General features: G+C 65.7%; 19 protein-coding genes. 9 read left to right on the top strand and 10 right to left on the bottom strand.

What is annotated here, in order from left to right; translation table 11 throughout:
- Window positions 1-25: 25 nt before the first annotated feature.
- Both PHA81_RS12235 and PHA81_RS12230 read right to left on the bottom strand, forming a co-directional pair.
- Window positions 26-475 (bottom strand): DUF5804 family protein, encoded by a 450-nt coding sequence (locus PHA81_RS12235; RefSeq protein ID WP_049910044.1) that lies wholly within the window; start codon window positions 473-475, stop codon window positions 26-28.
- A 98-nt stretch (window positions 476-573) separates the two neighbouring features.
- Entirely contained in the window at window positions 574-1428 is an 855-nt protein-coding gene (locus PHA81_RS12230; RefSeq protein WP_005043063.1) for an amidohydrolase family protein, read from the bottom strand.
- A gap of 218 nt (window positions 1429-1646) precedes the next feature.
- Here PHA81_RS12230 and PHA81_RS12225 point away from each other — a divergent pair, with 218 nt between their 5' ends.
- The 4 genes from PHA81_RS12225 to PHA81_RS12210 all read left to right on the top strand — a co-directional run bounded on the left by PHA81_RS12225 (window position 1647) and on the right by PHA81_RS12210 (window position 4960).
- On the top strand, window positions 1647-2483 hold the full coding sequence (locus tag PHA81_RS12225) for a DUF5821 family protein (protein WP_005043062.1): 837 nt from the start codon (window positions 1647-1649) through the stop codon (window positions 2481-2483).
- Window positions 2484-2616: 133 nt separating this feature from the next.
- Window positions 2617-3132, top strand: a complete 516-nt coding sequence (locus tag PHA81_RS12220) for a multiprotein-bridging factor 1 family protein (protein ID WP_005043060.1) — start codon at window positions 2617-2619, stop codon at window positions 3130-3132.
- A gap of 98 nt (window positions 3133-3230) precedes the next feature.
- A complete protein-coding gene (locus PHA81_RS12215) occupies window positions 3231-4358 on the top strand; it encodes an acyl-CoA dehydrogenase family protein (protein WP_005043059.1) in 1128 nt (375 codons plus the stop codon).
- 50 nt (window positions 4359-4408) lie between these two features.
- Window positions 4409-4960, top strand: a complete 552-nt coding sequence (locus PHA81_RS12210) for an HAD-IA family hydrolase (RefSeq protein ID WP_005043057.1) — start codon at window positions 4409-4411, stop codon at window positions 4958-4960.
- On the opposite strand, the gene PHA81_RS12205 is transcribed toward PHA81_RS12210, so the two are convergent.
- The 4 genes from PHA81_RS12205 to psmA form a co-directional block, all read right to left on the bottom strand.
- Window positions 4954-5202 (bottom strand): DUF5822 domain-containing protein, encoded by a 249-nt coding sequence (locus tag PHA81_RS12205; RefSeq protein ID WP_005043055.1) that lies wholly within the window; start codon window positions 5200-5202, stop codon window positions 4954-4956. The genes PHA81_RS12210 and PHA81_RS12205 overlap by 7 nt on opposite strands.
- A 77-nt stretch (window positions 5203-5279) precedes the next feature.
- Entirely contained in the window at window positions 5280-6314 is a 1035-nt protein-coding gene (locus tag PHA81_RS12200; RefSeq protein WP_005043054.1) for an LLM class flavin-dependent oxidoreductase, read from the bottom strand.
- 80 nt (window positions 6315-6394) lie between these two features.
- Entirely contained in the window at window positions 6395-7090 is a 696-nt protein-coding gene (gene psmB, locus PHA81_RS12195; protein WP_005043052.1) for an archaeal proteasome endopeptidase complex subunit beta, read from the bottom strand.
- Window positions 7083-7820, bottom strand: a complete 738-nt coding sequence (gene psmA / locus PHA81_RS12190) for an archaeal proteasome endopeptidase complex subunit alpha (RefSeq protein WP_005043051.1) — start codon at window positions 7818-7820, stop codon at window positions 7083-7085. Before psmA ends, psmB begins: the two co-directional genes overlap by 8 nt.
- 241 nt (window positions 7821-8061) lie before the next feature.
- Here psmA and PHA81_RS12185 point away from each other — a divergent pair, with 241 nt between their 5' ends.
- The gene (locus tag PHA81_RS12185) at window positions 8062-9030 is read left to right on the top strand and encodes an aldo/keto reductase (RefSeq protein ID WP_005043050.1); all 969 of its coding nucleotides are present in this window, start codon (window positions 8062-8064) and stop codon (window positions 9028-9030) included.
- A 111-nt stretch (window positions 9031-9141) separates the two neighbouring features.
- Window positions 9142-9951 carry a 3-methyl-2-oxobutanoate hydroxymethyltransferase gene (gene panB / locus PHA81_RS12180; RefSeq protein WP_005043049.1) on the top strand — a complete coding sequence of 270 codons (810 nt, stop codon included), beginning with the start codon at window positions 9142-9144 and terminating at the stop codon, window positions 9949-9951.
- Between the two features lie 483 nt (window positions 9952-10434).
- Here the strand turns inward: panB and PHA81_RS12175 are convergent, their stop codons facing one another.
- The 4 genes from PHA81_RS12175 to dnaJ form a co-directional block, all read right to left on the bottom strand.
- Entirely contained in the window at window positions 10435-11406 is a 972-nt protein-coding gene (locus PHA81_RS12175; protein WP_005043048.1) for a phosphoadenosine phosphosulfate reductase family protein, read from the bottom strand.
- Window positions 11407-11497: 91 nt separating this feature from the next.
- Window positions 11498-11692 carry a hypothetical protein gene (locus tag PHA81_RS12170; RefSeq protein ID WP_005043047.1) on the bottom strand — a complete coding sequence of 65 codons (195 nt, stop codon included), beginning with the start codon at window positions 11690-11692 and terminating at the stop codon, window positions 11498-11500.
- 55 nt (window positions 11693-11747) lie between these two features.
- The gene (locus PHA81_RS12165) at window positions 11748-12578 is read right to left on the bottom strand and encodes an aldo/keto reductase (protein WP_049910042.1); all 831 of its coding nucleotides are present in this window, start codon (window positions 12576-12578) and stop codon (window positions 11748-11750) included.
- A gap of 369 nt (window positions 12579-12947) precedes the next feature.
- Window positions 12948-14141, bottom strand: a complete 1194-nt coding sequence (dnaJ, locus tag PHA81_RS12160; RefSeq protein ID WP_273836964.1) for a molecular chaperone DnaJ — start codon at window positions 14139-14141, stop codon at window positions 12948-12950.
- A 119-nt stretch (window positions 14142-14260) separates the two neighbouring features.
- Between dnaJ and PHA81_RS12155 the strand changes: the two genes are divergently transcribed.
- The 3 genes from PHA81_RS12155 (at window position 14261) to PHA81_RS12145 (ending at window position 17060) form a co-directional block, all read left to right on the top strand.
- On the top strand, window positions 14261-14944 hold the full coding sequence (locus PHA81_RS12155) for a bacterio-opsin activator domain-containing protein (protein WP_005043042.1): 684 nt from the start codon (window positions 14261-14263) through the stop codon (window positions 14942-14944).
- 95 nt (window positions 14945-15039) lie between these two features.
- Entirely contained in the window at window positions 15040-16410 is a 1371-nt protein-coding gene (locus tag PHA81_RS12150) for a geranylgeranyl reductase family protein (RefSeq protein WP_273836963.1), read from the top strand.
- A gap of 503 nt (window positions 16411-16913) precedes the next feature.
- Window positions 16914-17060, top strand: coding sequence for a hypothetical protein (locus PHA81_RS12145; RefSeq protein WP_005043040.1), 147 nt, complete (start codon window positions 16914-16916; stop codon window positions 17058-17060).
- Window positions 17061-17077: the final 17 nt, after the last annotated feature.

Here is a 17077-nt window from a genome sequence, read left to right as displayed (position 1 = left end):
CGAACTCCCACCGGGATTCCCCCTATCAGCCGCCGAACTCTTCGTTCGTGATCCGGACCACGAGGGTGTCGTCGACCTCCGCGAGGTCGTACTCCGGGAGACCGTTCGTGCGGACGACGTACATCGGTTCGACGAGTTCGTCGTCGCTCACGCCGTAGATCTTACAGTTCTCCCCGGTCTCGTCGGGCGCGATCCGCTCGTCGCGCACCGCCGTCGCGAGATCGCGCGAGAGCCACTCCGTTTCGCTGATCGACGGTTCGAGCACGAGCGCGTCGCTCGCAAAGCGGACGAGATACCAGTTGAGATCGTTGAGCAGCGACACCGCCGCGCCGAGACTCACCGTATCGAGGGCGAGCGTGTTCGCGTAGGGTTCGTGCAGGTCGTACGTCGAGAGCGCCTCGCGGGCGGTCTCACGGGAGAGCAGTTCGTAGCGCACCGCCACGTCCGACGCGCCGACGATACAGACCTGGGTCACGCGAGAGCGCAGGCCCGGCCCGCCTAAAGCCGTTTCGTCGGCGGGTTCGCGGCGTGCCGGCCGTGCTCCGCCGATCGGGACGGCAGCCACACCCCGAATCACCGCTCGCCGAGGAATCGCTCGGCGGTGCGGCCGAACAGGTCGCGAAGCGTCGCCGTCGAGAGCTCCCGATCGAGCAACCCGGCGCGCTCGGCCGCGTAGGGGTAGGGAATGTTCGGATAGTCCGAGCCGTAGAAGATCGATTCGGAGAGTGTCTCGAACGCGTCGTCCTCGATCCCGACGGTAGAACCGACGTACTCGCTCGCTGCGGTAGAGGTGACGAACGACGTGTCGAGAAAGGCGTTCTCGTGATCGCGAGCGAGCGCGAGGAAGGCGTCGGTTTCGAACGCGCCCATATGCGCGCAGGCGGCGCGGACGTCGGGATAGGAGTCGAGGAACGTCTCGAACTGTTCGACCCCGACGTGTGGGCTATCCTCGAAGTGTGGGGCCGTCCCCGCGTGGAAGAGGATCGGGCGGTCGTACTTCGCGGCGAGTTCGAAGGCGGGATCGAGTCGCGGATCGGTAGGTCCACACTCCTGGACCGGACACTGGAACTTCAGCCCCCGCGCACCCGCCGCGAACGCCGCCTCGACCACGTCCGCCACGTCGTCGTCGCCGTGGACCGTCGCGAACGGCACCGCCATCTCCGACTCCGCCGCCCGCCCGAGCACCCACTCGTTGAGGTCGGCCGCCATGTCGGGCCGGTGGGCATACGGAAGTGCGAGATAGCGCTCGACGCCCGCGGCCGATAGCGCGGCCTCCATCGCCTCCTTGTCGGTCGGATGCACGAAGCTCCACCCCGCTTCTGCAGTGAGCGCGTCCCGGATCGCGCGCATGAGCCGGTCCGGCATGAGGTGGACGTGGCCGTCGATCGCCGGAGCGAACCGATCGTCGACCTCACTCTCCGATTCCATACCCTCGATCGGCCGCCGCTCGGGATGAACCCTCGGCCGGAATGATCGCTGCGACCACGAACTTCCGATCGATCTCCGGGAGCGCGAATGATGCCACGAGAGAACGGGAAGCCCCGCCCACGATCCGCTCGTCATCCGTCTATACTATTCTATAGGTGACAGTAGTCTAGATATCTAGCCCGTTTTGTTACGTACCTTGGGCTCGTTGTGGTATCTACATGACCATCACAACGGACGTGGATCTGATCGAACAAAACGTATCGGCCATCTGTCGAGCGGTACTCGACGACGCGACGGAAACCGTTCTCGCGATGGGGTTCTCGGCCGACGGGGTCGAGGAACTCCTCGGCGTGCTCGGCGATCACGACGACCCACCGACCGTCCGGCTCCTCGTGACCGAATCGGTGCTCAAGACGGTCACGAGCGATTTCACCGTGGCAGGCACCGCAGCGGATCTCGTCACGGCGGACGTTCTCTCCCTTCGCACGACCGAGAGCCGGCTCGACGGACCGCTGTTGTGTACCGACGACGCGATCGTTTCGGTCGTCGCGGCCGACGGTCAAGCCGCCGGACTCATCACGCGCGACGAGGAGTTCGTCGCGACCGCGCGGAGCCAGTACACGGAGCGGTGGGAGGCAGCCGACACGTTCAGGCTCCGGACACCACCGCTCGACCGCGTCCGCGAGACGCTCGACGACGAGTTCGGCCCCGATCTCCGGGCTGACTTCGAACGGATGCGCACCACACTCGGTGAGGAACGCGGTACGAGCGATGTCGACGAAGTGGTGATCAGCCTGCTCGCCGCGGCGAGAAACGAACAGCTGCTCTACGACATCAGCACGTGGGGTGAGAACACCGGACTCGCCAGCCGGGCCACGTTCTCGCGCAAGAAGGCCACCCTCGAAGAGCACGGCCTGATCGACACCGAGAAGGTGCCGATCGACGTCGGACGGCCACGTCTGCGCCTCCTGCTCGGCGACGAACGCCTCCGCCAGGCCGACACCGACGAGCTCGTCGGCGTCGCCCAGAGCATGCTCTCGACGACCGGTTCGTAGTCCGCCTTTTCCTTCCCGAGCCGCTCCGATCGGGCGCACGAACCCCGAAGCCAGATGGCCGAACGCACCGCCACACCCGGAATCCGGTCGGTTCGAACCGGATCATTATACCTGCGGCGTGCCAAGCCGGGCTATGGCCAAATACTCGACCGGAGACGATTCAGGCGGCGGGGGGAGCTGTGAGCTCTGCGGCGCGACCGATTCGGACCTGACGACCGCGACCGTCGCGGGCGCAGAGCTCGATCTCTGTCCGAACTGTCTCGATCACGGCGAGACCGACGATCGCGGCGGATCGACACGCGATACCGGCTCCAGCGACGACCGCGACAGCGATCGCGACCGCCGGCAACGCGCGGCCCGGAACACGGCGAAGCTCGCCGATCGGAGCGGCGACTCCGCGCGATGGGAGCGCGAGGGGACCAACTACGACCGCGATCAGCTCCCCTATCTCGTCTCGGGATACGGCGAGCGCGTGGAGCAGGCCCGCGAAGATGCCGATCTGGATCGAGCGGAACTCGCCGACGATCTCGATGTCGCCACCGACGATCTCCAAGCAGTCGAGGAGGGCCGTGCGGCGCGGGCCGACGTCGGCGGGTCGCTCATCAGCGCGCTCGAAGACCGCCTCGACGTGACGCTCGTCGACGAGTGAGCCGGTAGCGGCGGAATCGACAAGCATCTTGTGTGGGGCGCTGGTAAGCAGCCACCACGGAGCGGGTAATTTTTGCCCCTCGCCGCCGTCCGGTGGGTATGAATCTCACCGACGAACAGCGCGCGATTCGGGATGTGGTTCGAGAGTTCGCCCGCGAGGAGATCAGGCCGGAAGCCGAGCGGGCCGACCGCGAGGAGGAGTTCCCAGAGGACGTCTGGGATGGGCTCGCCGACCTCGATATGACCGGGCTCACGGTGCCGGAGGAGTTCGGCGGCTTCGACGCCGACACCGTCACCTACAGTCTCGTGAACGAGGAGCTCGCGGGCGGGATGTTGGCGGTGGCGACCGCGCTCTCGGTCCACTGTCTCGCCACCTCTTGTATCGCGGAGTTCGGCGACGAAACCCAGCGCGAGCGGTGGCTGCCGGAGATGGTCGACGGCCGGCCCGTTGGCGCGTTCGCGCTTTCGGAACCCCACGCCGGCTCGAACCCCGCCGCGATGACGACCGAAGCCCGGCGCGAGGGCGACGAGTACGTCATCAACGGCACCAAGCAGTGGATCACCAACGGCGAGCGGTCGGGAGTGGTGATCCTGTTCGCGCGTACCGACCGCGACGACCGCGACTCGATCACCCAGTTCGTCGTCCCGAAAGATACTGATGGGCTCTCGGTCGGTCCCACGGAGGACAAGCTCGGGCTCCGCGCGAGCGACACCACCAGCCTCGAGTTCGACGACGTTCGGATCCCGGCGGAAAACCGACTGACTGAGGAAGGACGCGGCCTCTCGGCGGCGCTCTCGATTCTGACTGGCGGGCGGGTGGCGATCGCTTCTCAAGCTGTGGGCCTCGCCCAGCACGCTCTCGACGAGTCGCTGGCGTACGCCGACGAGCGCGAACAGTTCGGCAGCGCGATCGGCGAGATCCAGACGATCCAGCACAAACTCGCCGAGATGCGCACGAAGACCCAGGCCGCACGCCTCCTGACCCGTGACGCGGCGCGGCGGGCGAACGCGGGCGAGAACTACCGCGAGGCCGCGAGCATGGCGAAATACTTCGCTGGCGAGACCGCCGTCGAGGTGGCGAACGAGGCGATCCAGATCCACGGCGGCTACGGCTACACCACGGAGGGCGGCGTCGAGCGGCTCTACCGCGACGCCAAGATCACCACGATCTACGAGGGAACCTCCGAAATCCAGAAGAACGTGATCGCGCGCGAACTCCGCGACTGACCAGCCCCCGCGATCGAAGCCGACTTCTCTTGGCCCCCGTTTTTCAGGGTATGACTGTCACCATTCCCGACGACACCGAGGCCGTCGTCTACGACCTCGACGGGACGCTCGTGCGCCTCGCGGTCGACTGGGACGCGGCCGCGACGGACGCCGCCGCCGCGCTCGACGGCTGTGGCGTCGACACCGACGGGATGGACCTCTGGCGGATGCTCGAACGCGCCGACGAACTCGGCCATCGCGACGCGGTCGAGGAAGCGATCGCCGGCCACGAACGCGAAGGCGCACGTCGCTCGGAGCGGCTGGCGTTCGCCGACGAGCTGGTGACCGATCGCCCAGTGGGCGTCTGCTCGCTGAACTGTGAGGACGCCTGTCGGATCGCGCTCGATGTTCACGATCTCGCCGAGCACGTCGCGTGCGTCGTCGGTCGGGACACCGTCGCAACGTTCAAACCCGACCCCGAGTCGTTGCTCGCCGCGGTCGAACATCTCGATGCGACGCCCGAGCGGACGCTGTTTATCGGTGATTCCGAGGGCGACGCCGAAACTGCCGATCGGGCGGGAACGCGATTCTCGTACGTCGGCGACGGGCCGACGACCTACTGATCCGCTGGCTCCTCGGTCGTCCGGTGTGCGTAACCGTAGACCGCTACTGCGACGAGCACCCAGACCACCGCACCGACTCGGACCGCAAAAGAGAGGCGCGCGTTCCACGTGTCAAGCGGAGCGCCGAGCGAGAGGACGGCGACGATGGGCGCGCCCACCGCGATCGTGAGCACGAACGTGGTCTGCATGACCCAGCCGTAATCCACCCCCTCTGGATCGCTTGTCTCGACGAGCTCCGGCACGACTCGGGGTTGGCACGCGCAGCGATAAGCCTTTCTCGCCGGTTCGATGCATCGATGACGACGAACAGCGTGGATCGCTATCGTGGGGTGAGATCGAACGCGTCGGCGAGCAGCTCGTGTGATTCCAGGACGTTGTCGGGGTCGGCGATCTGGTTCTGGATCACGACCTCGTCGACACCGACCTGTGCCGTCATCTCGTTCAGTAGATCGCGGACCGTCGACGGACTCCCGGAAATCTGGCGGGGCCACTCGCCGGCTTCGATCGGGGTCGGTGTCGGCTCGGGCACCCTGCCGAGTTCCTCGATCGCCTCGTCGGCCGACCGGATCGGTGGCTTGTCGAGTTCGCCGCGCTGGAGGCGCTGTCGTGACGCCTCGGCGGTCGCGCGTCGCCGGGCCGCCTCCTCGTCGGTCTCGGCACAGGTGACGTTCACTGCGAGCGCTCCTTTCGGCTCCGCCGGTCCGGCCCCGTACGCGGAGGGTTCGAACCGGTCACGATAGGTCTCGAACGCCTGGACGGCTGGCCCGGGTCTGATGAACGACGCGAAACAGTACTGCAGCCCGAGCTCGCCCGCGATCGCGGCACTCGATGGGCTGGAGCCGAGCACCCATACGTCGGGAACGCTGTCGCGCGAGCGGGCAATCTTCAGGTCGTCGAACGGGTGGTCGTCGTCGAACCCGTCGTAGAGGTGGGCCGCGACCTCGTCGATCTTCTCGGCGTGGTCGTCGCTCCGGCACTGCTGGCTCCGATCTTCCTGGAGCGCGCGGTCGCTAACGGGGTTCCCCGTTGCCCGCCCGAGCCCCAGATCGATACGGTCGGGTGCGAGCGCATCGAGCACGCCGAACGATTCCGCCACCTTGTACGGGCTGTAGTGGTTGAGCAGCACCGTCCCGGAACCCACCCGGATCTCGTCGGTCTTCGCGGCGATGTGCGGGATGAGCACCTCGGGCGTGGTGCTCGCGAGTCGGTCGGTGAAGTCGTGGTGTTCGGCCACCCAGAAGCGCAAGTAGCCGAGTTTCTCGGCGTGCTGGGCGCGCTCGACGGTGTCTTCGAACGCCTCGGTTGCCGTGCCGTTCTCCGGGATCGGTGCGAGGTCGACGATCGAGAGGTCCATTCGTGGTGGTCACTCCGGTGTCGGACAGTCGGTTTCGTCACACGTTGCTGGAAGCGCGGCGACTGTGATCGACGGGCCGATCACAGGGCGTTCTCGACGCTCTCGTAGGTGTCGATCGTGACACCGTCGGCGGTGATCGTCGCGAGCGTGAGTCCGTTGCCGCTGGCGGTGTCGCGCTCGGTCGCGCTCTGGACGGCGCGGGCCGCGATGGTTTTGGCGTCCTCGACGCTCGTTCCCACGTCGTACTCCTGTTCGAGCACGCCGAGCGCGAACGGCGATCCCGATCCGCTCACGGCGTAGTCCTCCGCCATCACGCTCCCACCGGGACCGATGCCGTAGACGTGGCTGCCGTCGTCGTCGACGCCGCCGAGCACCGGCTGAACGATCTGGAAGTTCCCGCTCCGCAGGAGGTTCGCGGTGAGGTTCGCGAGCGCTTCGAGGCTCATCCCCGTATCGCGACGAGTCTCGTAGAGGCGGACCTCCGCTTGCAGCGAGTTCACGAGCGACTGGGCCGCGCTCACGCTGCCCGAGATGGTGAGCGCCGCCGTCGGATGGACTTCGAGAACCTTCTGCGCGTCCTTGCTCGCCACCATGTTGCCGGCGCTCGCGCGCATGTCCGCAGCGAGAACGACGCCATCCTCGGTCGTCAGGCCGACGGTCGTCGTTCCCGTTTTGAGCTCCTCGCCGCCGGCTCCCTGTGACGAAACGTCGAACTCGGGGGCGGTGGCGTTCGCTTCGATATCGATTCCGCTCGTCGGATGAAGCTCGTCACTCATCGTCGTCCTCGAAATCGATCTCGTCGAGGTGTGCTTCGATCTCGCTATTGTCGAGCGTGCGGTACTGCTCCGTTTCGACGTCGATCGTCGAGATCACCACCTCGCTCGACTCGAACGCGTCTCGTTCCGACGCGAGCGCGTTGAGCGCGGTGTGGATGCCGCCGTCGAGGTCCGCATCCGGGCGGTAGTTCGTTTCGAGGCTGTCGAGGATCTCTTCGCGGTCGGCACCGACGGCGCTCGCCGCCCACTCGGTCGCGGTGCCGGACGGGTCGGTCTCGAAGAGTCGGGGCTGGCCGTCCTCGACGCCGGCGATGAGCAGCGCGACGCCGAACGGCCGCGCACCGCCGGTTTGGGTGTACTCCTGAATGTGATCGGTGACGGCCCCCGCGAGGGTCTCGACGCCGATCGGTTCGCCGTAGCGCAGGCGATCGACCTGTGCTTGCTGACGGGCGAAGTCGGTCAACTGTCTCGCGTCGGCGACGTGGCCCGCCGATCCGACGGCGACGTGATCGTCGACCTTGTGCAACTTCTCGATGCTCGACTGTTCCATCAGTGGCGATCGGACCCGTTGCTCGGCGACGAGCGCGACGCCGTCCTCGGTCCGGACGCCGAGGCTCGTACTCCCCCGCTCGACTGCCTCACGGGCGTACTCGACCTGGTACAGCCGGCCGTCCGGCGAAAAGATCGTGGTTCCGCGGTCGTAGGCTTGCTGCTGGTTTTGTCCTTGCATAACGTGATGGCGCTCCGCTCGAATTCACCAGAGGTTAGTGATTTTCGTATATAAATGCACCGGTAGAAGTGGTTCCGCCGACGCAGTCATCGACGACCGATGAAACGGCCGTTTAATGGTTTCTGAGACGCTGTCTGGATGGTTCGACTGTAGGCTCGCAACCAGCCACATAGCGGCTCGGCTACAGGCAAATACCGAGCGTGGTCCAACGGGTATCCGATCGGTCGTCGTAGCTGTGGGGGTGGAGTACACGACACTCGGCGATACGGGAATGACTGTGAGCAAGATCTGCCTTGGCTGTATGAGCTTCGGCGGGTCCGGGGGCGGCGAGGCGTTCGACTGGACCGTCGGCGAGGAGCAGGCGACCGAGGTCATCGACCGCGCGATCGAACTCGGGATCAACTTCTTCGACACGGCGAACGTCTACTCCGACGGGGAGTCCGAACGAATCCTCGGCAACGCCCTCGGCGAGTACGACCGCGACGAGCAGGTGGTCGCCACGAAGGTCTGGGGCCAGATGCGCGAGGACGACCCGAACTCGGGCGGGCTCTCGGGGAAGACGATCGATCAGGAACTCGAAAACAGCCTCGATAGGCTCGGGATGGACACGGTGGACCTCTATCAGATCCATCGGTGGGACCCCGAGACGCCGATCGAGGGGACTCTCGGGGCGCTCGACGATGCCGTTCGGCGGGGCAAAACCCGATATCTGGGCGCGAGTTCGATGTGGGCCCACCAGTTCGCGGACGCGCTCCACACGAGCGACCGCCTCGGCTTCGAGCGCTTCGCGACGATGCAGAACCACTACAACCTCGTCTACCGCGAGGAGGAGCGAGAGATGCTGCCGCTCTCCCGGAAGGAGAACGTCGGCGTGATTCCGTGGTCGCCGCTCGCGGGTGGCTATCTCGCCCGCCCGCACGAGGAAAGCGACGAGATGCGCGACATGACCGCGGATCGGTACGACACCCCGCAGAGTAGAGAAATCAACGAGCGCGTCCAGGAACTCGCCGACGAGCATGACGCCAGCATGAGCCAGATCGGTCTCGCGTGGCTGCTCCACAAGGATGGCGTGACCGCGCCGATCTACGGCACGTCGAGCGTCGAACATCTGGAAGACGCGGTCGAGGCGGTCGAACTCGATCTCTCGGATAGCGACGTCGAGTACCTCGAAGAGCCCTACGAGCCGATGGCCGTCCTCGGCCACGAGTAGCGGACCGCGTGGCGGCGCCCTCGATTGAGAAACTCCCCGAGAAACCCTGATTCCTACGGCTCGCGGTGTGGATTCGGAGTCGTTTACTCCCGTCGCGTGTGAGGATCGCTCATGCCGACGACTGTGCGGGAGTTCCGTTCGGGGACCGAGACGCCGCTCACGATGTTGACCGCTTACGACGCGCCGACGGCGGCGGCCTGCGAGGCTGCGGGCGTCGACGCGATCCTCGTCGGCGACAGCATGGGCAACGCCACCTTGGGGTACGACTCGACGCTGCCCGTCACCGTCGATGAGGTCGCGAGCCGGACCGGCGCGGTCGCGCGCGCCACCGACGAGCCGCTCGTGATCGCCGACATGCCCTTCCTCAGTTTCGGTGTCGACGAAGCAGAGAGCCTCAAAAACGCCGGTCGAATGTTGAAGGAGGAGGGCGCGCATGCGGTCAAGATCGAGAGCGGGTCGCATACTGTGGAACTGACCGAACGACTCGCCGATGTCGGGATTCCGGTGATGGCCCACCTCGGCCTCACCCCACAGAAGGTGAACCAACTGGGGTACAGCCGCCAGGGAACGTCTCAGGAGGCCGCGAACGAGATCGCCCGTCTCGCGCGCGAGCACGAGGACGCCGGCGCGTTCGCGCTCGTGCTCGAACACGTCCCGGCGAACCTCGCGGCGGGGATCACCGACGATCTCTCGATCCCCACCATCGGGATCGGTGCTGGCTCCGACTGCGATGGCCAGGTGCTCGTCGCCAACGACGTGCTCGGGCTCGGCGACCACCAGCCACCCTTCGCCGCAGCGTTCGGTGACGTCCGCGGCGAGATGGAGCGGGCGGTGTCGGGCTACGTCGAGGCCGTCGAAGACGGCGAGTTCCCGGCCGAGGAGCACAGCCACGTCGAGTCGGATCTCGACGACCTGTACTGAGGCGGCCAGCGGGGGCGGCCGCTGGGCGGTGCGGATGGCGGTCCTGGTGGATGAAGGGCAAACCCACGAACGCCGGAGCACGCTTCGCGCGTGGTTCGAGGGAGCGAAACTCCCTCGTCATCACGAAAGGCGCGAAGCGCCTTTCGAACGACTCCGAGCATCCGCTCGCCTTCGGCTCACGGGAACGGAGTGAGTGACTGAGGGCTTTGGTGGTGCTGTTGGAGTGCGGTGCAGTTCCTGGTGGATCGAGGGCGAGCGACTAAAAGGAGCGAGGGCTCGGGCGGTGCTGTGCGGTCGCGGTGGTCGACAGTAATTGTCCCGCGAGCGAACGTCGTGAGCGAGCGGGCCGAGGAACCCCCGAAGTTCTCGTGAGCGAAGCGAACGAGAGCACGGAAGAGCTTCGCTCTTCCGGAGGGGGTGACGAGGCTTTTGGTGGAGATTTTGCCAGCGAGGCCGCAGAGCGGCCGAGCGTAGCAAAAGGTCCTACATGTAGCCGAGGTCGCGCAGGCGCTCCATCAGGTCCTCTTTGTCCTGGGCGCGGCCCGCGCGCTCGGTCGTGCCTTCGAGGTCTTGCAGCCACGCGGGGTCCTCGTCGGCTTTCTCCGTACTCACTTCACTGCCGAGCGATCGGAAACCAGCGAAGTACTTCGGACTGATCGGGATATCCTCGTTGGTGATCCCTTCGGGCAGGTCGTCGGCGCTCTGGGGGACGTACCCCTCGTCGGGATACTCCGCGACGGTCTCGGGCACCGCGAAGTTCCAGAAGGCGTCCCAGACGTCGCGCTCGGCGAACTGGAGGATCGGCTGGATGCGGTCGTGGGGCGGGTAGATCTCGGGGTCGTGGCGTGGGCTGAAGAACGTCTCGTCGGCGCGGGCTTCCTGTTCGTCCCAGCGCACGCCCGAGATGACGCCGTCGACGCCGTACTCTTCGAGGGCGTCGTTGAGCGCCACGGTTTTCAGGAGGTGGTTGCCGACGTAGGTGTCGAGCAGGAAGTCGAAGGTGTCCTCCTCGTATTCGAGGATGTTCCGGACGTGGTGCTGGTTGTGCTCGGAGAGGTCCTCGATGGGGATGTCGTCACCGGGTTCGAGGCCGTGCTCGTCGACGTATTCGCCGACGTTCTCGTTGCGCGCGTAGCGCACCTCGAGGTCCCACTCGTCGGCCCACTTCTCGACGAAGTCGTGGATCTCGTCGAAGTGCTGGTAGTGGTCGATGAAGATCGCGGGCGGAACCTCCAGATCGAAGCGCTGGGCGACCTCCTTGATGAAATAGAGGGTGAGCGTCGAGTCCTTCCCGCCGGTCCACATCACTGCGGGGTTGTCGTACTGTTCGAGGCCGCGCTTGGTGACCTCGATCGCCTTTTCGAGCTTGTCCTCGATGCTCGGGTAATCCTCGGGGTCTTCGCCCTCGCCGTCGGTGTAGTCGACGTCGAGGTAGTCGGGGAACTCGTCGGACATTTCGTAATGAGATATAATTACCGGCGTAAAAGTCCTTGTGGCTTCGCTTCGGGCTGGTATGCGATCACACCACGATCGGCGGATCGGACGATTATCGCCCGCTCGTTCGGTGCTGGCCGTACTGGGTGCCGATGGCGAGGCAGAGCAGTCCGAAGACGACCATTGCGGGCAGGACCATCATCAACACGGTGCCGGTCGCCATCACGCCCGAGACGAGCAGGCCACCGACGCCGATCGCGATGAGGGCGACGAATGCGATGGCGGTCGTGGTCGAATCGAACTCCATGGTTGGCGTACGGCCCGGCGAAAATAATCGCTTTCGGAACCGGTACGGCCGAGGCTTACCAGGGAGCGAAGTCGGGATCGACCTTTCGGTCTTTCCTGTCGATCCCATCGATCGTTGCGACGTCCTCATCGTCGAGATCGACGCCGAGCGAGCCCCAGTTGTCCTCGATGTGGTCCTCGCCCGTGGCCTTCGGAATCGCGGTGACGCCCTTCTCGCGGAGCCACGCGAGGCTGATCTGGGCCGCGCTGGCGTCGTGTTTTGCGGCGATGTCGGTGAGTTCGTCGACCTCGAAGACGTCGCCGCGCGCGAGCGGCGAGTACGCCACGAGTTCGATGTCGTGGTCGTCGGCGTACGTGCGGAGCTCGTCCTGGGGAAGGAGGGGATGGCACTCGACCTGGTTCGCGAAGATCGGCCCGTCGAGTACCTCGCGTGCGGTGTCGAGATGCTCGGGCTCGAAGTTCGAGACGCCGATTCGGTCGATGTCGCCGCGGTCCTTCAGCTCGGCGAACGCCGGCAGGGTGTCCTCAGCGTCGTACTCCTCGGCCGGCCAGTGGGTGTAGAGGAGATCGACCGACTCGACGCCGAGTTTGTCGAGGCTCTCGGTCGTGGTGTGGATCACGTCGTCGTAGTTCAGGCTCGACTTCCAGACCTTCGTCGCGAGGAAGACGTCCTCGCGCGGGACGTCCGCCTGGTCGATCCCTTTGCCCACGGCCTCCTCGTTGCCGTACGCCTGGGCGGTGTCGATATGTCGATAGCCCATTTCCAGCGCCGTTCGGACGCTCTCGACGCACTGCTCGGGGTCTTCGTTCTGCCACGTGCCGAGGCCGAGCATCGGCATCTCGTTGGCGCGCGGGACGCTGTCGGGACTGCGTTGCTCTTGAGACATACACCGAGAGAAAGGACTGGCGACCGAAAAGCCGTTCGGGAACCGGCGAATCAGGCTGATTGGGAGTGGTTCACGAGTTGGTAGTGGTGGTAGTTGTGGGCCGGTTGCGGGGCGGGCCTGGCGGATGAAGGGCGAGCGACCGAACGGAGTGGGGGAGCGAGGGCTTCAGCGGTGCTGTGCGGTTGCAGTTGCGGTAGTCACAACGACTGTACCGCGAGCGACCGAAAGGAGTGAGCGGGTGTTTTTAGTCGAGGTTTTTGCAAGCCGAGCGGGACGGCTCCGCCGTCCCGCTGGCCGTGCGAACGGGCGCGAAGCGCCCGTGAGCAGACGGGGGTCGCCTGTGGCGACCCCCCGCAGTAAAAAAGTCGTTCAGAGGGAGCTCTTGATCTTCTCGAAGAACCCTTCGGCGACTTCGACTTCCTCGCCGCCGGCCTCGGCGAACGCTTCGAGCGCCTCGCGCTGCTCCTCGTTCATCTCCTCGGGCGTCACGACCTGGACCTTCACGAAGAGGTCGCCGTTGCCACGTCGGCGCAGCCGGGGCATCCCCTTGCCTTCGAGCCGGAACGTTTCTCCACTTTGAGTGGCGGATGGAATATCCATCTCGACCGACCCATCGAGCGTGGGCACCTCGACAGTGGTGCCGAAGGTGGCCTGCGGGAACGAGATCGCGGCGCGGTGGGCGAGATCGTCGCCGTCGCGGTCGAAGTCGGGATGTTTGCGAATGCTGATCTCGATCAGGAGGTCGCCGTTGGGTCCGCTGTTTTCGCCGGGCGCACCCTCGCGCTCCATCCGGAGGCTCTGGCCGTCCCGGATTCCGGGCGGGACCTCGACCGAGAGGGTCGCCTCGTTGCGGATCTGGCCGTCGCCGGTACACGTCGAACAGGTCTCGGAGTAGAGGGTCCCCTCACCCTCACACCGCCGACAGGTCTGGGTCTGCTGAACTCTTCCAAGAGGAGTCTGCTGGACCTGGGTGGTCTGGCCGCGACCCTCGCACTCCGGGCAGGTCTCGGCGTCGGCGCTGTCAGGGTGGCCCGAGCCACCACAGTCGGGACAGGTTTCGGGTCGCGCGACCGTGAACTGCTTTTCGACCCCTTCGTGGGCCTCTTCGAGTTCGATCGCGAGGTCGGTCCGGAGGTCGGGGCCCTGGCGCGGGCCGCTGCGTCCGCCGCCGCCGCCCGCACCGCCACCGAAGAACTGCTCGAAGATGTCGCCGAGACCGCCACCTCCGCCGCCCATGCCTCCCATCCCACCGGCACCGCCCATGCCACCCATGCCGCCCATCCCTCCCATGCCGCCAGCGCCACCCGCACCGCCGCCGTCGAACCCGCCGCGTTTCTCGGCCTGCTCGAAGCGTTCGTGACCCATCTGATCGTAGGCCTGGCGCTTCTGGTCGTCGGTCAGCACCTCCTTTGCCTGCTTTGCCTGCTTGAACTTCTCGTCGGCGTTCGGGTCGTCGGAGACGTCGGGATGGTACTTGGCAGCTTTCTTCCGGTAGGCCTGCTGGATCTCGTCGTCGCTCGCGTCACGGGAGACGCCGAGCACCGAATAGAAGTCCTCGCTCATTGGGTTGGGAACGGGTAATGGATTGAGACACTTGAAAAGAACGGGTTCGGCCGGTGGCACGGACCGGACGGTCGAGCCACCCGAACAGCTATTGCAAGCCGTGTGTTTATAATCACTCAATGAGCACGATTTCCGAACTCTCGATCGGGGCGTCCGCGTTCGCGCTCGGCGAGACTCTCGAAGCGATCCCCGAGGCGACGTTCGACATCGAACGTGTCGTCGCCCACGAGACCGAGCGCGTCATGCCGTTCGTGTGGGCGACCGCCCCCGATCGTGACGCGCTCGAAGCTGCCTTCACCGACGATTCCAGCGTGGCCAACGTCGAGCGCCTCTCGGATCTCGACGACGAGTGGCTCTACCGGATGGAGTGGGTCTCCCAGGTCCAGTTCGTGGTCCACGCCATCACCGAGGAGGGCGCGACGATCCTGAACGCACAGTCGGAGGCCGGGCGCTGGCAGCTCCGTGTCCTGTTTCCCGACCGTGACGCGCTCTCGCGAAGCTACACCTTCTGCAAGGACCACGACCTCGACATCGACATCGAGACGATCTACGAGATGGACAACGAGCGCCACGGCCGGTTCGGGCTAACCGACGACCAGTCCGCGACGTTGACCGCGGCGTTCGAGCACGGGTTCTACGAGGTACCTCGAGGAATCTCGGTCGCTGATCTCGCCGACGAACTCGATATCTCCCACCAGGCGCTCTCCGAGCGGTTCCGCCGTGCGCACGGCACACTCATCGAGAACTCCCTCGTCATCGGTCGCGAGCGCGAGGACGAGTCGCGGGCTGTGCCCGAGATGTAGTCGTCGATCCGTTTCGTCACCACCGAGCCGCGCCGGCGATCGATAGCCCCGAGAGACGACCGTTTTTTATAATCCGACGGATAACGGAGGAGACAATGACAGCCGAACAGTACGACGTCGTGGTCGTCGGAGCCGGGACCGCCGGCGCGTTCGCCGCCGCGACCGCCGCACGAGAGGGGGTCTCGACCGTGATCGTCGAGCGCAAATCCACGGACGATGTCGGCGACATCGCCTGCGGCGACGCGATCAAGGGGACCAGCACGTTCCCCGAAGTGATCGATCTCGACTATCTCCGCGAGGAGGCGTTCACCAACGACCACATCACGAAAGCCCGTTTCGAGAACCCACAGACCGACGAACACATCGACGTCCCGCTCCCGGGCAACGGCGCGGTCGTCGATCGGAAGCGCTACGGCGAGGTGATCATCGAGGAGACTCAACGCGCCGGCGCGGAGCTCCACTGCGACACCATTGTCAAGGACGTCATCCAGAAGAACGGCCGCGTGACCGGCGTCGAGACCGTCCACGAAGGCGACCCGACGACCTACGAGGCCGACGTGGTGATCGACGCCGCGGGCTCACTCTCCCTCCTCCAAGACAAAGTCGATTTCGAGGGAACGACGTTCGACACCAACGTCAACTACTCGCAGTTCTGTTCGGCCTACCGCGAGGTCGTCGAAGTCGACGAACCCGTCGACTGGGACGACTCGCTCGTGTTCAAACCCACCGAGGAGCTCGGCTATCTCTGGTACTTCCCCCGAACCAGCACCGAGATCAACGCCGGACTGGGATTCCAGATGAACAAATCGCCGATGGAGCTGGTCGAGGTGCTGAAAAACGACCTCCGACAGCGCCCGGAGTTCGAGAACGCGACGGTCAAGAGCAAGCTCGGGGCCGCCCTCCCCACCCGTCGGCCGTACGACTCGGCGGTCGCGCCGGGGTTCATGGCGGTCGGCGACGCCGCGGGTCACGTCAACCCCACCACCGGCGGCGGGATTCCAGGGGCGGCGAAGGCCGGCCACTGGGCCGCGAAGAAGGCCGTCGAGGCCGTCTCGTCGGGCGACGTGAGCGAACAGCAGCTCTGGGAGTACAACTACAAGGTGATGCGTGACTTCGGCAAGCGCTTCGCCGCGATGGACGTCTACAACATCTTCGGCGGCGCGAACGACGTCGACGACCTCGTGAGCATCCTGACTTCGATGCCGAGCCAGCAGATCATCGACGCACTCGGCAAGGAGGGCACCGCCTCGATGAGCCTCGGCCTCAAACTCAAGACGATCCTCAAGACCTACGGCCACTGGGAGACGCTCTACGATCTCTACAAGGCCCAGGGCAAGGCCGCCGAGGTCAAAGCGCTCTACGACGACTACCCCTCCTCGCCGACCGAGTTCGACACGTGGCAGGCAACCCGTGATTCGCTGATGGATGAGGTGTACGACCTCACTGGCGCGGATTCCAAGTACTAAGCACCGACTTTTTTACTTTGCTACGAGACGGCGAAGCCGTCTCGGCATGACGAGAGAGCTTCGCTCTCTCGAACCACGTCGGGTGTCCTCGCGCGCCTCCGGCGCGCTGCGGGCACCGCTCTCTGCTCGCGGACCGAAGGCCCGCTCGCACGGTACGAGGGACGCGGAGCGTCCCTCGCTACTCGCAAAAACCTCGACTAAAAACATCCGCTCACTCGCCTACGGCTCGTTCGCGGTAGGGCTGCTGGCGCTTCCCGCGACCGCTCCACACCGCAACCACACAGCACCGCCGAAGCCCTCGGCGCGCTCACTCCGTTCGCTACTCGCTCCCTGCGGTCGCTCACGCCTCGCCCTTCATCCGCCAGGTGCCGCACCGCAACCGCCACCGCCCCGCAACCGCCACCGCCCCGCAACCGCCACCGCCCCGCAACCGCCACCGCCGCCGCACCGCAGCACTCGCCGGCGACAAGCAGACACAAGTACCGCCCGAAGCTACCGGGCGCATGACCGACACGGACGACGCCGTCGAGGCGTTCCTGAGCCAGGCTGACTCGGTGATCGAGGACTACGAGAACGGCTACGTCGACCCCGACGCCGCCCTCTCGACGCTCGAACACCACATCGAGATACTGCGCGAGGAAACCGACTGACCCGACAGGAAACACGA

This window comes from Halococcus sp. PRR34 (genome assembly GCF_028617175.1).
In the GTDB taxonomy this organism is placed as follows: domain Archaea; phylum Halobacteriota; class Halobacteria; order Halobacteriales; family Halococcaceae; genus Halococcus; species Halococcus salifodinae.
The sequence above is the reverse complement of the archived record's forward strand: the minus strand, read 5'-3'. Positions and strand labels throughout refer to the sequence as shown.